The sequence below is a fragment of the Pseudomonas sp. Emmai genome, assembly GCF_055179735.1.
Window position 1 is genome coordinate 982,102 of the sequence record NZ_CM143685.1, and the last position, 13,439, is coordinate 995,540.

The 13,439-nt window shown below is 62.3% G+C and carries 11 protein-coding genes; 3 read left to right on the forward strand and 8 right to left on the reverse strand.

Features of this window, described 5'->3' with window-relative positions; translation table 11 throughout:
- Positions 1 to 60 precede the first annotated feature (60 nt).
- Together ACY4LX_RS04345 and ACY4LX_RS04350 are read left to right on the forward strand one after the other, a co-directional pair.
- Complete coding sequence (locus tag ACY4LX_RS04345) at positions 61 to 1,014, forward strand: DnaJ C-terminal domain-containing protein (protein ID WP_463259260.1); 954 nt, start codon at positions 61 to 63, stop codon at positions 1,012 to 1,014.
- Positions 1,015 to 1,041: 27 nt separating this feature from the next.
- Positions 1,042 to 1,347: a chaperone modulator CbpM gene (locus tag ACY4LX_RS04350; protein WP_149660622.1), complete on the forward strand. Its 306-nt coding sequence runs from the start codon at positions 1,042 to 1,044 to the stop codon at positions 1,345 to 1,347.
- Between the two features lie 63 nt (positions 1,348 to 1,410).
- Here ACY4LX_RS04350 and ACY4LX_RS04355 read toward each other — a convergent pair whose 3' ends face one another.
- Entirely contained in the window at positions 1,411 to 2,535 is a 1,125-nt protein-coding gene (locus tag ACY4LX_RS04355; RefSeq protein ID WP_149660623.1) for a sensor histidine kinase, read from the reverse strand.
- A gap of 232 nt (positions 2,536 to 2,767) precedes the next feature.
- Here ACY4LX_RS04355 and ACY4LX_RS04360 point away from each other — a divergent pair, with 232 nt between their 5' ends.
- Entirely contained in the window at positions 2,768 to 8,035 is a 5,268-nt protein-coding gene (locus ACY4LX_RS04360; RefSeq protein WP_463259261.1) for an NEL-type E3 ubiquitin ligase domain-containing protein, read from the forward strand.
- A gap of 57 nt (positions 8,036 to 8,092) precedes the next feature.
- Here ACY4LX_RS04360 and ureC read toward each other — a convergent pair whose 3' ends face one another.
- The 7 genes from ureC to urtE all read right to left on the reverse strand — a co-directional run bounded on the left by ureC (position 8,093) and on the right by urtE (position 13,341).
- The gene (ureC, locus tag ACY4LX_RS04365) at positions 8,093 to 9,793 is read right to left on the reverse strand and encodes an urease subunit alpha (RefSeq protein WP_149660626.1); all 1,701 of its coding nucleotides are present in this window, start codon (positions 9,791 to 9,793) and stop codon (positions 8,093 to 8,095) included.
- A gap of 124 nt (positions 9,794 to 9,917) precedes the next feature.
- Positions 9,918 to 10,223 (reverse strand): urease subunit beta, encoded by a 306-nt coding sequence (locus tag ACY4LX_RS04370; RefSeq protein WP_149660627.1) that lies wholly within the window; start codon positions 10,221 to 10,223, stop codon positions 9,918 to 9,920.
- Entirely contained in the window at positions 10,220 to 10,756 is a 537-nt protein-coding gene (locus ACY4LX_RS04375; protein ID WP_149660628.1) for a GNAT family N-acetyltransferase, read from the reverse strand. The genes ACY4LX_RS04370 and ACY4LX_RS04375 overlap by 4 nt, the downstream gene beginning before the upstream one ends.
- Before the next feature lie 6 nt (positions 10,757 to 10,762).
- Positions 10,763 to 11,296: an N-acetyltransferase family protein gene (locus ACY4LX_RS04380; protein WP_463259262.1), complete on the reverse strand. Its 534-nt coding sequence runs from the start codon at positions 11,294 to 11,296 to the stop codon at positions 10,763 to 10,765.
- Between the two features lie 9 nt (positions 11,297 to 11,305).
- Complete coding sequence (ureA, locus tag ACY4LX_RS04385) at positions 11,306 to 11,608, reverse strand: urease subunit gamma (RefSeq protein WP_033055605.1); 303 nt, start codon at positions 11,606 to 11,608, stop codon at positions 11,306 to 11,308.
- A gap of 164 nt (positions 11,609 to 11,772) precedes the next feature.
- Positions 11,773 to 12,612, reverse strand: a complete 840-nt coding sequence (locus tag ACY4LX_RS04390; RefSeq protein ID WP_463259263.1) for an urease accessory protein UreD — start codon at positions 12,610 to 12,612, stop codon at positions 11,773 to 11,775.
- Positions 12,613 to 12,642: 30 nt separating this feature from the next.
- Positions 12,643 to 13,341: an urea ABC transporter ATP-binding subunit UrtE gene (gene urtE, locus ACY4LX_RS04395; protein WP_463259264.1), complete on the reverse strand. Its 699-nt coding sequence runs from the start codon at positions 13,339 to 13,341 to the stop codon at positions 12,643 to 12,645.
- Positions 13,342 to 13,439 lie beyond the last annotated feature (98 nt).

The following is a 13,439-nucleotide window of genomic DNA, read 5'->3' on the forward strand; positions in this document are numbered from 1 at the left end:
GCAATGCGCGCATGCTGTCGGGGTAGCGGCGCGATTTTGATAACGGATGGTGATCCTTAGATGGACTTCAAAGACTATTACAAGATTCTCGGTGTGGAACCGACCGCGGACGATAAGACGATTAAAGCCGCCTATCGCAAGCTGGCCCGCAAATACCACCCCGACGTCAGCAAGGAAAAAGACGCCGAGGCCAAGTTCAAGGACGCCTCGGAAGCCTATGAAGCGCTGAAAAGTGCCGACAAGCGCGCCGAATACGACGACTTGCGCAAATACGGCCAGCACGGCCAACCGTTCCAGGGCCCGCCAGGCTGGCAGGGGCGTGGCGGCGGCGGCGGTGGTTTCGGTGGCGGTCAGGACACGGGCGAATTTTCGGACTTCTTCAGTTCGATCTTCGGCAACCGTGGGCCTGGTTTTGGGGGTGGAGAGTCGCGTCGCAGTGCCGGACGTCGAGGGCAAGACGTGGAAATGGAACTTGGAATTTTTCTGGAAGAAACCCTCTCGAACGAATCGAAGAAGGTCACTTTCCAGGTGCCGCAGTACAACGCGGCTGGGCAGCATGTCAGCAACACCTCGAAAAGCCTGAACGTGAAGATCCCGGCCGGTGTGGCCGACGGCGAGCGTATTCGCCTCAAGGGCCAGGGCGCGCCGGGTACCGGTGGTGGCGCCAATGGCGACCTGTTCCTGATCATCCGCTTCGCCCCGCACCCGAAATTCGACGTCGAAGGCGAGAACCTGATCATCACCTTGCCGCTGGCTCCTTGGGAGCTGGCGCTGGGCGCCGAAGTCGCGGTGCCGACCCTGACCGGCAAGATCAACCTCAAGGTCCCGGCCGGCAGCCAGAATGGCCAGCGCATGCGCGCCAAGGGCCATGGCTTGCTGAACAAGAAGGGCGAGCGTGGCTTCCTGTTCGTGCAGCTCAAGGCCGTGATGCCGAAAGCCTCGGACGATGAGGTCAAGGCGTTGTGGCAAGAGCTGGCGCAGAAAGCCGCGTTCGACCCACGGGAAAATTTTTGATCCGCTAGAACCCTGGAGCTACTGACAATGAGCAGTCCCCTGATCGTTCAACTGGACATGGCAGAATTCTGTGAGGCGACCGAGCTGTCGGACGTCTACGTGATCGAAATCGTCGAACACGGCATCCTCGAACCTCAGGGCTCTGCGCCCAAGGACTGGCGTTTCAACGATTACGAACTGGCCCTGGCCAAACGCGCCGCCAAGCTGCGGCGCGATCTGGAGCTGGAGTGGGAAGGCGTCGCGCTGGCGCTGGACTTGCTGGAAGAAGTGCAGCAACTGCGGGCTGAGAATCGAATGCTCAAGCAGCGGTTGGGGCGGTTGGTCGTTGAGTAACGGCAGGCACTGAACCTGTGGCGAGGGGGCTTGCCCACTCGCCACAAAAGCGGTCCCAAGCCATCACACCTTCCTGGGCAACACCACCGTAAACAACGTCCCCTCCAATTCGCTGGAGCTGACCTCAATCGTGCCCCGGTGAGCGTTTACCACTTCCTTGACGATAAACAAGCCCAAACCGAGGCTGGTCGACGGCTGCCCGAGTTCTTCGTCGGCGTTGCGCACCAGGGGATCGAAAATGGTGCCGAGCGCCTCTTCCGGAATCGGCACGCCATAGTTATGCACCGTCAGGCGCACCGAGTCGGCCTCGCCGCTGAGCACTACACTGACGTCACGCTTGTTCGAGCCATGCTGCAACGCGTTGCCGATCAGGTTCTGCAACAGCTGATTGATGCGCCCGGCATCCCAGGTGCCGTGGGTATCGCCCTGCACCGTGATCGTCGGATCGCATTCGGGGTTGCCGGCGCAGGCCTGGGCAATGGCTTCGCGCGCGGCGTCGGCCAGGTCCATCGGTTTTGGTTCGATGGGCAAGCTCTTGCCCAGGCGACTGCGCACCAGTTCCAGCAAATCACTGACCATCGCCGCCATGTGCCGGGTGCCACGCTTGATGTGGTGCGCGCAGGTCAGGGCGTCACCTTCGAGGTTGGCTTTGCGCATCAGCATTTCGGTGGACATGCTCACCGCCTGCAACGGTGCGCGCAGGTCGTGGCCGAGGATCGCCAGGAAAATATCCCGGGAATGATTGACCTGCTCGGCGTAGGCCGCAGTCGACTCGGCCAGGGCTTCGTCGATGGCTTCGTTGAAGCGGATCATGTCCTGGAAGTAGGCGAGGTCCGGCGATTGCAGGCTCTCGACCCAGAGCCGGATGACACAGGCGCGCAGATGACGGAACTCTGAGGTCATCTGCACCAGGTCAAAGCCGACGTTGTGCCGCAATTCGCCATGGCTGGCGGCGGCCTTGTCCAGGCTGGGGGTTTTCTCCGGGCCGTCACCCTTGGCCTTGGCGGCCTGTTCCTGGGCGGTCTGCGCGGTGGTCATGTCCCGGGCGGCGGCCAGCAGGATGGAGCGGGCATGATCGCGCAAGGTGGCGCGATCCAGGTTGTCGTCAGGGGTGATCGCGCGGGCGAACTGCTCCCATTCATCGACGACACGATCGACCTCTACCACGATGAATTCGCTTAAACGCATGGAGCAGAATCCTGAGCAGGTACGGCGGAAAGTGACCCGCATCTTAGCGCCTTCCCGGTCAGGTAAACACCGCACAAATGGAGAGGCGCCCGGTGGTATTTATATATAGTCGGCTTTTGGAATGTTGAAAGGTCGACGTTGTTTAAGGGCGGGGACACTTCGTGTTTTTGCATTATTGTTGATGAACAATAATCGCTAGCCTGATGGCTTTGTCATCAAGGACGATAGCGATATGCAAGATTCACCAGACACCCGCACGCCAGTGCCCGCTTATATTCCCGGTATTAATGAAAATGCAGGCGCTTATGAGCGTGTTGCACAGTCCCTCCAGCATTGGCAGGGGCAGGCTCCCGCGGCCCACCTGCTGGCGGCCGAACTCGTACGGGGCGCCTTTCCTGACTGGTACCTCAAGGCGCGAAAGATTGATCGAGAAAGTCTCAAGGACTTGTTCAGTCGCCGCTGGTTCTTACAAGGGCAACTCGACACGTTGACCGGCACGTTGCAACAGGATGTTCGCAAGTTTGCCGAACCGTTATTGGTCAACGCACTAAAAGAACACTTAAACCTGACGCTGGATGTGCGCGAAGCCGAGTTGCGCCTGTATATCCCCGATACCTTGATCTTTGGCATTGACCGCGATGCCAGCCGGTTCAGACAACTGAGCCTGCTGGACGCAGCCCTGCACAATTTCGAAGCCAGCGAAGCTGAGCCCAAGGCCTGGCGTGAGGGTTCCGGGATTTTCACCCGCGATGCCGATGGCGCGCCGGTGCGACATGCCCTGACAGTGGCGCAGTTTGTCGCGTTGTGCCGGCGCCTGGACCTGGGGGCGCAGTACCAGGCGCATATCCAGGCGATTTTGCAGCCGGTCGCGACCACGGCCAGGATGACCTTGCAGCAGCAATCGGTGGACAGCGACAAAGCGGCGTTCAAATACGCGGCGTTCCGGGCGTTGCTCAAGGGCGAGATTACCGCCCACGGTTATGCCTGCCTGCTCGCCGTCCACGACGGCACGCCTGGGCAGCAGCTCAATGGCGCGCCCATGCTCAACCATCGCCTGTCGCTGATGGGCTTCAGGATGAGCGGCATTACCTTGTTCAGCGCCGTGGCTGAACCGGGCTGGGCGAAACAAGCCGTCGACGCCATGGCCGGGCCTTTGCTCAGCGTGGTGCTGGATGTCTCGCAACAACTGCCGATCCTGCCGGGCCAGGAATACGAACGGATCAAACTGCTCAGGGCCTTTTTCGCCAACGGGCCCAAGGGCCTGTCTGAGGCACTGGCGCGCAACCAGGACACGTATCGCCAAAGCCGTTTGGTGGGCAGCCTGCTGGTGTACATCCCGGATGATCCCGACCATCCGCTCAAGCAGTACGACTCGTTCACCGACTTCATGAAAACCCTGGTCAGCCAGTTGAACAGGCCCGACTACCAGGCGTTCTTCAGCCGGTTTGTCGCGCAGAACGACAAGGGTGTGTTCTTCAGCCGGGTCAAGGAACGCCTCAGGACCTTCACCTGGCAGCAGCGCGAACCCCTGGACATGGGGCCATGGTGGCGCGAAACAGCGGTGGAAAATCCCGACCCGGAACCGATCACCAACATCATCACCGGCAATCTGTGGAGCCACCGGTACGTCGAGCGCCGGGACAAGTTGATCAGCGATGCCCGGCTGATTGCCGTACCCACCGGGGACGAGGACGCCCAAAGCCGCTGGAAGCGCCTGACCAGCTACCTCGACATCGCCTGGAATGTCTTCAACTTCGCCGCGATGCTGGTGCCGGGCGTCGGCGAGGCCGTGCTCGTGGTCATGGCGGCGCAGCTCCTCGAAGAACTGGCCGAAGGCCTTGAGGACTGGAGCAAGGGCGACCGCGATGAAGCGGCGGGGCACATTATTTCGGTGCTGATCAACGGCGCCCAGTTGGCGATGATGGGCGCCGGGCATGTGCTGCCCGGCGGCGTCACGCCGATCCGGCCCTCGCCGGTGCTCGACAGCCTGCGCCCGGTGGAACTGCCCGATGGCCAGCCCAGCCTGTGGAAACCCGACCTTGCGCCCTATGCCCATGACCAGCCGTTGCCCGACACTTCTGGCCCCGACGAACTGGGTTTGCACCACCAGGACGGCAAAACCCTGTTGCCCCTGGAAAACACCCGCTATCGGGTGAGCACCGAACCCGCAACGGGCGAGTACTGCATCGAACACCCGACCCGAGCCAACGCCTACCGACCCCGACTTGCCCATAACGGCGCCGGCGCCTGGGCCACCGAACTGGAGCAGCCGCTGACCTGGGACGACGCCAAGGTTTGGCGGCGCCTGGGGCATGCGCTGGAGGCGTTTGCCGAGCCGACCCAGGCGCAGATTCGCACGGTCAGCGGCGTCGATCAGCGCGTATTGCGCCGACTGCACGCCGAGCATGAAAGCCCGCCACCGTTGCTCAGCGACACCCTCAAGCGGTTCAAGGCCTACGCCGAGGCCGAAGCCGTGGGGCGGCAGATCCTCGATAACCGGATGTCGGAAACCCTGGAAGGGTTCCTGCCGACCTTTGTCACCGAACTGCCTGGCTGGCCCGAAGCCCGGGCGATTGAACTGTTTGATACGCAGGCCCTGTCCGGCCCCTCGATCAAGTACGGGAATGTCCACGCGACGGCGCCAGACACGATCAAGCTCAGCCGCGCGCATCTCAAGGGCGGGGACTTGCCCGGGCGCGTACTGGATTCGCTCAAGGAACACGAAATCCACGACCTGCTCGGCACGCGGCTGTCGGTGGATCGCAACCCACGCCTGGAGGCATTGCGCGCACGCCTGGCCATGCATGCCGGGCGCCAGACCCGGCGTCTGTTCGATTCGCTTTATCACGCCGCTGAACGGACTCGCGATGCCCGGTTGATCGTGCTTCAGGACAAATACCCCGGGTTGCCGGGCAGCGTCGGCCAACGATTGCTGGAGCAGGCGCATGCCGAGGACTTGAGGTTCATGGCGCAAAAAGGTCGCCTGCCGCTGCGCCTGGACGCCCAGGCACGCCAGGCCCTGGAGGAGGTGCGGGTGGTGCGCGCCTACGAGGGTTTGTACCTCAAGGACCTGGCCAGCGCGGACGCCGATCGCCTGGCGCTGCACAGCATCGCGGCGTTGCCGGGGTGGTCGAAAAACGTGCGAATCGAGGTGCGCCTGTTTTCATTCAATGGCGCGCTGCGTGACAGCGTCGGCCCGGTGGACGCACCGATTCGCAAAGTACTGGTGCTCAACGAGGACGGCACCTTCGAGACCCGCGATGCCCGGGATCAGCATTTGCACGGCGCGGATGATCTGTACGGTGCGCTGCTGCATGCCTTGCCCGATACCGAACGCAAGGCGCTGGGCTATGAAATCAATCAGGGGGCCCAGCTCAAGTTGCAGGTGCAGCAAGCGCCCTTGGCCCATGATCGACTGGCGCTGATCCTGCAGGACTCACCGCAGCGCAAACCGGCTTACGACCCCCAGACCATGAAGTTGCGCGGCGGCATGCAGAGCGGCCATGGGTATGTGCCGGACGTGGGGATTCTGCGCCATCGCGCCAGGTCCCTGTACCCCGGATTTTCCGAGGCTGATCTCGATTGGTTGATCGCGAAGTTCCAGCAAAGAGGCACTTCGATATCCGTGCAGATGCGCGCACTGGAAGCCGAGTTCAACGACCTGAACAACCGATTGTCCCGTTGGGTCAATTCCAGGGTGTTGAACCTGACCTCGCGCAGCATGGCGCAATGGGATGCCCGTAACAAAGTGGCGACGGCGCTGCGTCGCTGTTGGCAGCGCCTCGGGCCCCGAGGCCCTGAAGTGATTGGGGAGGATCATCCGCAGTTGCTTGATCTCGACAATCACAACCTGGGCGAACTGCTGGCGACCATGCCGCCGCTCCGGGCCAATTTCGATCACGTGACCGGCCTGAACCTGCGCAACAACGGTTTGCTCACAGGCCAGATGGATTTTCTCAGGCCGTTTAGCCGGGTGCGTTGGCTGAGCCTGACCGGCAACCGGTTGAATCGCCTGCCCGCAGCGGTGGGTGACATGCGTTACCTCACCGAATTGTCGCTGAGCAATAACCAGATCGAGTTGACGGACCTCGCGGTGGCGCAGCTGCGCAAAATGGTCCGCCTGGAATCCATTTCGCTCAGCGGCAATCCATTGCGTCGCCTGCCGGATGTCAGCGGCATGGCGCGCTTGCAGGTGCTGCTGCTCAACAGCACCGGGATCGACACCTGGCCCATGGGGCTGTTTGCCAGCCCGCGCCAGCGCAATATCTACCTCGATCTGCGCAACAACCCCATCAGCCTGGTGCCGGTCGTGGCGCCAGGGTCGGCGCGTGCCGAATTGCTCGCCCGCACCCATGTGAGCCGCAGCCCACAGTGGATGTCGGCCGAAACCCTGGAGCAACTGAGGATGTATATCGAGTCCGTGGGCATGGATCCGGATCGTCCCTATCCGCCTCGCAGTTCCGTGGATGGGGTCTACTGGGCCGCAGGCATGTCCGAAACCCAATGGAGTAGGCGCATGCCGGTGTGGGACGCGCTGGAAGATGAGTGGGGTTCCGAACCGTTTTTCAATCGCATCAGGTCCCTGACCCAGACCGCCGACTTCAAGGCTGCCGGCGCTTACCGTGCCGACCTGACGGCCAAAGTCTGGCGCATGCTGGAGGCCATGGCCGAGAACGCCGAGTTGCGGGAAAAACTCTTTGCCGAAGCCCTGGCGCCCACCGAGTGTGTGGATGGGCTCACTCAGGTGTTCAACGCGATGGGTATCGAAGTCTTGACCCACGAGGCGTATCAGTTGACCAATCCGGCCCTGATCGAGGCGGAACTGGTGACGCTGGCGCGGGGCAAGTCGCGGCTGAACCAGCTCGATGCCATCGCCCGGCGCCGCGTCTCCGAGCGCTTGGCGTCGGGTGAAACCTACCGCCGTGTCAACGAGCAAGGTGACGTCGTCGGCACGATCGACGTGGTGGAAGTGCATCTGGCGTACATGACCGACCTGGCCGCACGCCTTGATCTGCCCTGGCAGGCCCGGGGCATGCAGTTCCGCAACATCGCCGGGGTCACGCAAGCGATGATTGATGCGGCGTATGAGCGAGTGCTGGCGTTGGAGGAGGGGGATTTGCTGCGCGATGCGATTGCCGAAGTGCCGTTCTGGAAAACCTGGGTCGAGGCGCAGAACCGCGAGGCGTTTGATGTGTTCAGGCGCAAGGTCGACCTCACCACCGAATTCAAGGTGACGATGGATGAGCGAGCCGACGCTGACGTGACGCCGGACGCCCTGGCACGCTTGAATGAACAACTCAAGGAACTGGCCACGGCGCTGGATAAACCGGATAGCGAGATTGCCGCGGGGCAGGTCATGACCGACGAAGCCTATGACGCTCAGCTCAAACTCATCCTCGATGACATGGATGCCTTGCTGAAAAAACTGACCCAGGAAGCCATGGACCGGGCCAGGTTGCAGCGGGTTGAATTGCCGTTCACGGTGGTCACCGAATCCTGATCGCCACAAAAAAACCTGTGGGAGCACGCTTGCTCCCACAGTGGTTTTTTGCGGGTGTCAGAACAGGAAGTAACGCTGGGCCATCGGCAAGGTTTCTGCCGGTTCGCACCACAACAAAACCCCGTCAGCCTTGACCTGATACGTCTGCGGATCGACGTCGATGTTCGGCAGGTAGTCGTTGTGGATCAGGTCGGTTTTCTGCACGTCACGGCAGCCCTTCACCACGGCGATTTTCTTCTTCAAACCCAGGGCTTCGGGCAATCCGGCGTCCTGGGCGGCCTGGCTGATAAAGGTCAGGCTGGTGGCATGCAGCGAGCCGCCGTAGCTGGCGAACATCGGGCGGTAGTGCACCGGTTGTGGCGTCGGGATCGAGGCGTTGGCGTCGCCCATCAGGCTCGCCGCAATGGCGCCGCCCTTGAGAATCAGCGTTGGCTTGACCCCGAAAAACGCCGGGCGCCACAGCACCAGATCCGCCCATTTCCCGACTTCGATTGAACCCACTTCATGGCTGATGCCGTGGGTGATCGCCGGGTTGATGGTGTACTTGGCGATGTAGCGTTTGGCGCGGAAGTTGTCGTTGCCTTCGCCGTCGCCCGGTAGCGCGCCGCGCTGCTTTTTCATCTTGTCGGCGGTCTGCCAGGTACGGGTGATGACTTCGCCGACCCGGCCCATGGCCTGGCTGTCGGAGCTGATCATCGAGAACGCGCCGAGGTCGTGGAGGATGTCTTCGGCGGCAATCGTTTCGCGGCGGATGCGGCTTTCGGCGAACGCCACGTCTTCGGCGATGCTCGGGTCCAGGTGATGGCAGACCATCAGCATGTCCAGGTGTTCGTCGATGGTGTTGCGGGTGAACGGCCGGGTCGGGTTGGTCGAACTCGGCAACACGTTCGGGAAGCCGCAGGCCTTGATGATGTCCGGCGCATGACCGCCGCCCGCGCCTTCGGTGTGGTAGGTGTGGATGGTGCGGCCCTTGAACGCGGCGAGGGTGGTTTCGACGAAGCCGGACTCGTTCAGGGTGTCGGTGTGGATCGCCACTTGCACGTCGTACTGATCGGCCACGGTCAGGCAATTGTCGATGCTCGCTGGGGTGGTGCCCCAGTCTTCGTGCAGCTTCAGGCCAATGGCGCCAGCCTTGACCTGCTCGATCAACGGCTCCGGCAGGCTGGCGTTGCCCTTGCCGGTGAGGCCGATGTTCATCGGGAACGCATCCGCTGCCTGGAGCATGCGCGCCAGGTGCCACGGCCCGGAGGTGCAAGTGGTGGCGTTGGTGCCGGTGGCCGGGCCAGTGCCGCCGCCGATCATGGTGGTGACGCCGCTCATCAGCGCTTCTTCGATCTGCTGCGGGCAGATGAAATGGATGTGGGTGTCGATGCCGCCGGCGGTGAGGATCATGCCTTCCCCGGCGATGACTTCGGTGCTGGCGCCGATGGCGAGGGTCACGTTCGGTTGCACGTCCGGGTTACCGGCCTTGCCGATGCCGGCGATGCGTCCGTCCTTGAGGCCGACGTCGGCTTTGACGATGCCCCAGTGATCGATGATCAGGGCGTTGGTGATGACCGTGTCGACCACTTCGGCCGCGAGCAACTGGCTCTGGCCCTGGCCGTCGCGGATGACTTTGCCGCCGCCGAACTTCACTTCTTCGCCGTAGGTGGTGAAGTCTTTTTCCACCTCGATCCACAGCTCGGTGTCGGCCAGGCGCACCTTGTCACCGACGGTAGGGCCGAACATGTCGGCGTAGGCCTGACGGGAAATCTTCAATTACTCGTTCCTCGTAATTGAGTTGCAAGCTTCTAGCTGCAAGCCTCAAGTAAAAGCGGATAGGGGGGGCCGCAAACTGCTCTTTCTTGCAGCTTGCTGCTTGTTACTGGCTGCTGAAGTCGATCTATAAGTCGCCCATGATTCTTCCCGCAAACCCAAAGACCCGGCGCAACCCCGCGAGCTCGACAAGCTCGACTTCCCGGCTCTGCCCCGGCTCAAAGCGCACGGCGGTGCCGGCCGGGATGTTCAGGCGCATGCCGCGGCTGGCGGCGCGGTCGAAGGTGAGGGCGTCGTTGGTTTCGAAAAAATGGTAATGCGAGCCGACCTGGATCGGCCGGTCGCCGCTGTTGGCGACTTTCAGGCTGACCGTGCGGCGACCGACGTTGAGTTCGATGTCGCCGGGCTGGATCTGGTATTCACCGGGAATCATCCATTCACTCCTTGCAGAATCTTGTAGTAGAGGGCGGTCGGCCGGTAATTGCCGGCGGGATCGCAGGCGTAATCCGGGATCTGGCCGGCGCGGGTGTAGCCCAAGGCCTTGTAGAAATCTTCGGCGGGGGAGCCGGCCTCGGTGTCGAGGTAGAGCATGCCGCGCTTGTGCTGGCGGGCGGCGAGTTCCAGGGCGCTCATCAATTGTTGGCCCAGGCCGCGACGACGGGCGTGTTCACGCACCAACAACTTCTGCACTTCGGCGCGGTTCAAGCCGTTGGCTTTCTGGCACAGGGTCAATTGCACGCTGGCTTGCACCTGCTCGTCCTTGACCACCACCCACAGCAGCACATTGCCCTGGTTCAGGTCGGCCTGGACCTCATCGAAATAAGCCCGGGCCTGTGTCGCATCCAAATCAGCCATGAAACCGACGCTGGCGCCGTAACCCACGGCATCCAGCAGCAAATCGATCAAACCCTGGCGATAGTGCGCAAAGCTTTCAACATTCACGCGGCGCAGTTGGGCGGCGTTCATCGGGTGTCACTCCTTGTTGGCGATTGGCGGCTCCGCGCCAGGATTGAGGGTCAGTTGCATGAAGGTCAGGTCCAGCCAGCGGCCGAACTTGGTGCCCACTTGGGGCATCTGTCCGGTGATGATGAAACCGGCGCGTTCATGCAGACGAATAGAGGCGGCATTCCCGCTTTCGATGGCGGCGACCATCACGTGCTTGTCGCAGCCTTTGGCGCGTTCGATCAGCTCGGTCATCAATTGCGGGCCGAGGCCGTTGCCGCGCTGGTCGCTGCGCACGTAGACCGAATGCTCGACGGTGTGGCGAAACCCGTCGAACGGCCGCCAGTCACCGAATGAAGCGTAGCCCAGTACTGCGTTGTCACCGTCGACGATCACCAGGATCGGATAACCCTGGGCCTGCCGGGCGCTGAACCAGGCCTGGCGGTTGCCCAGGTCCACGGCCTGTTCGTTCCAGATCGCGGTGGTGTTGAGCACCGCATCGTTGTAGATGTCGCGGATCGCCGGCAGGTCGGCGTGCAGCGCATCACGAATCAGATAAGTCATGGCGCGGCCTCAAGCGATCGGTTGGTGGACGGTGACCAGTTTGGTGCCGTCGGGGAACGTCGCTTCGACCTGGATCTCGGGGATCATTTCCGGGATGCCTTCCATCACTTGTTCACGGCTCAACAGGGTGGTGCCGAAATGCATCAGCTCGGCCACGGTGCGACCGTCACGGGCACCTTCGAGCAGCGCCGCGGAGATGTAGGCCATGGCTTCCGGGTAATTGAGTTTCACGCCGCGAGCCAAACGCCGCTCGGCGACGAGGCCGGCGGTGAAGATCAACAGCTTGTCTTTTTCGCGTGGGGTCAGGTCCATCGTTGGAATCCATATCGGCAGATAAAAGGTCACTACAACCCTGTAGGAGCGAGGCTTGCCCGCGAAGGGGACCTTGAGGCCGCCAAAAGCTTCGCGGGCAAGCCTCGCTCCTACAGGAGATCGGTGATCAGGAGATCCGTGGATCGATGATCAAGGATCGGTATTCAGGTGCTCCATATTCGCGGGGGGACGGCTTCGCGTCCGAGCAATGCGGGCCGCAGCAACCGCCACAAATCAATCAGCCAACCCCGCGCCAGCAGCGCCTCACTGGCCAGGCACCGCACCACCAACAGCCCCGGCAACTGGGTCAGATCCCCGCGCACGTCATTGGGCAGCGAGCGGCACTGTTCCAGCAAATCGCTATCAATCTCCCCGGTCACCAGCAACGTCGCAAACACCGGTTGCCCATCGAGCCCGATCGGCGAGTCGAGCAAACCATCGCCCCCGACAATGCGCTGGCGTTCGTGCCAGAGCAACTGGCCGTCGCGGCGGATATCCAGTGTTGCCTGAAAGTGCCCGAGGTCGAAACGCTCGCCACTGGCCGGACGCCCCAGCGCGACCACGTCCCAGTAAAACAACCGGGCATCGCCTTCAAGGTTGATCGAGGTACTGAGTTCTGCCTGGGCGGCGCTGAAGATGATCGTCTCCTGGGGCAGCCATTCCAGTGTCGCACCGGCCGCCACCTGCAAGTCCAGCTGCTGATAGGCGGGGCCGGCGGCGCGGTACCACTTGGCGGCGCCCGGGCTGGTGATCTGGGCCCAGGCATCGACGCCGACGCTGGCGCTGATGTCCAGCCGATCACCGCCGGCAATCCCGCCCGGCGGGTGGACGATGATGTGCTGGCACACCTCGGGCCCTTCGGCGTACAGGTGCTTTTGCACCCGCAGCGGGCCTTGGTGTCGGCGCAGGACCGGGCGCGTGCTGTCGCCGAAACGGGCGTAGCCCAGCTCCAGCTCGGCGTGCCAGCTCGGGGTAAACAGGACAGTGGGTGCAGGTAAATTCATGGTTTCTAATTATCGTTAGGACGCTACAGGTTAGATCGTAACCAGACCGCGCACACCTTCGGCTTCCATATTTTCACCGCGACCCTGCTGCACGATCTCGCCCCGGGACATCACCAGGTATTGATCGGCCAGTTCGGCGGCGAAATCGTAAAACTGTTCCACCAGCAAAATCGCCATGTCGCCCCGGGCCGCGAGCTTCTTGATCACCGCACCGATTTCCTTGATCACCGATGGCTGGATGCCCTCGGTGGGCTCGTCGAGGATCAGCAGGCGCGGACGGCTGGCCAGCGCACGGCCAATCGCCAATTGCTGCTGTTGCCCACCGGACAAGTCCCCGCCACGGCGCTGCTTCATTTGCAGCAGTACCGGGAACAGCTCGTAGATGAACGCCGGGACTTCCTTGGCTTCAGAGCCGGGAAATCGCGACAGGCCCATCAGCAGATTCTCCTCGACGGTCAACCGCCCGAAAATCTCCCGGCCCTGGGGCACGTAGGCAATCCCGGCATGCACCCGTTGATGCGGCTTGAACGTGGTGATCGGCTTGCCTTCCCAATTCACCGCGCCTTCCTTGGACGGCAACAGGCCCATCAGGCACTTGAGCAGGGTGGTCTTGCCCACGCCATTGCGCCCGAGCAGGCACGTGACTTCGCCGACCTTCACCTCAAACGAGAGACCGCGCAGGATGTGGCTACCGCCGTAGTACTGGTGAAGGTGTTGGACCTGTAGCATCGGAACTCCGTTAGTTGGGCTTCAAGCGCCAAGCTTTAAGCTGCAAGTGAGAGCGGAACGGTGTACGGCTTTGCTTCAACTTGCCGCTCGATGCTTGC

Bases quoted from the DNA above. Each gene is read 5' to 3' on its own strand.
- ACY4LX_RS04380 (WP_463259262.1), bottom strand. From the start codon at position 11,296: ATGACTTATCTGATTCGTGATGCGCTGCACGCCGACCTGCCGGCGATC.
- ACY4LX_RS04360 (WP_463259261.1), top strand. From the start codon at position 2,768: ATGCAAGATTCACCAGACACCCGCACGCCAGTGCCCGCTTATATTCCC.
- ACY4LX_RS04375 (WP_149660628.1), bottom strand. From the start codon at position 10,756: ATGAACGCCGCCCAACTGCGCCGCGTGAATGTTGAAAGCTTTGCGCAC.
- ACY4LX_RS04345 (WP_463259260.1), top strand. From the start codon at position 61: ATGGACTTCAAAGACTATTACAAGATTCTCGGTGTGGAACCGACCGCG.
- urtE (WP_463259264.1), bottom strand. From the start codon at position 13,341: ATGCTACAGGTCCAACACCTTCACCAGTACTACGGCGGTAGCCACATC.
- ACY4LX_RS04355 (WP_149660623.1), bottom strand. From the start codon at position 2,535: ATGCGTTTAAGCGAATTCATCGTGGTAGAGGTCGATCGTGTCGTCGAT.
- ACY4LX_RS04350 (WP_149660622.1), top strand. From the start codon at position 1,042: ATGAGCAGTCCCCTGATCGTTCAACTGGACATGGCAGAATTCTGTGAG.
- ureA (WP_033055605.1), bottom strand. From the start codon at position 11,608: ATGGACCTGACCCCACGCGAAAAAGACAAGCTGTTGATCTTCACCGCC.
- ACY4LX_RS04390 (WP_463259263.1), bottom strand. From the start codon at position 12,612: ATGAATTTACCTGCACCCACTGTCCTGTTTACCCCGAGCTGGCACGCC.
- ACY4LX_RS04370 (WP_149660627.1), bottom strand. From the start codon at position 10,223: ATGATTCCCGGTGAATACCAGATCCAGCCCGGCGACATCGAACTCAAC.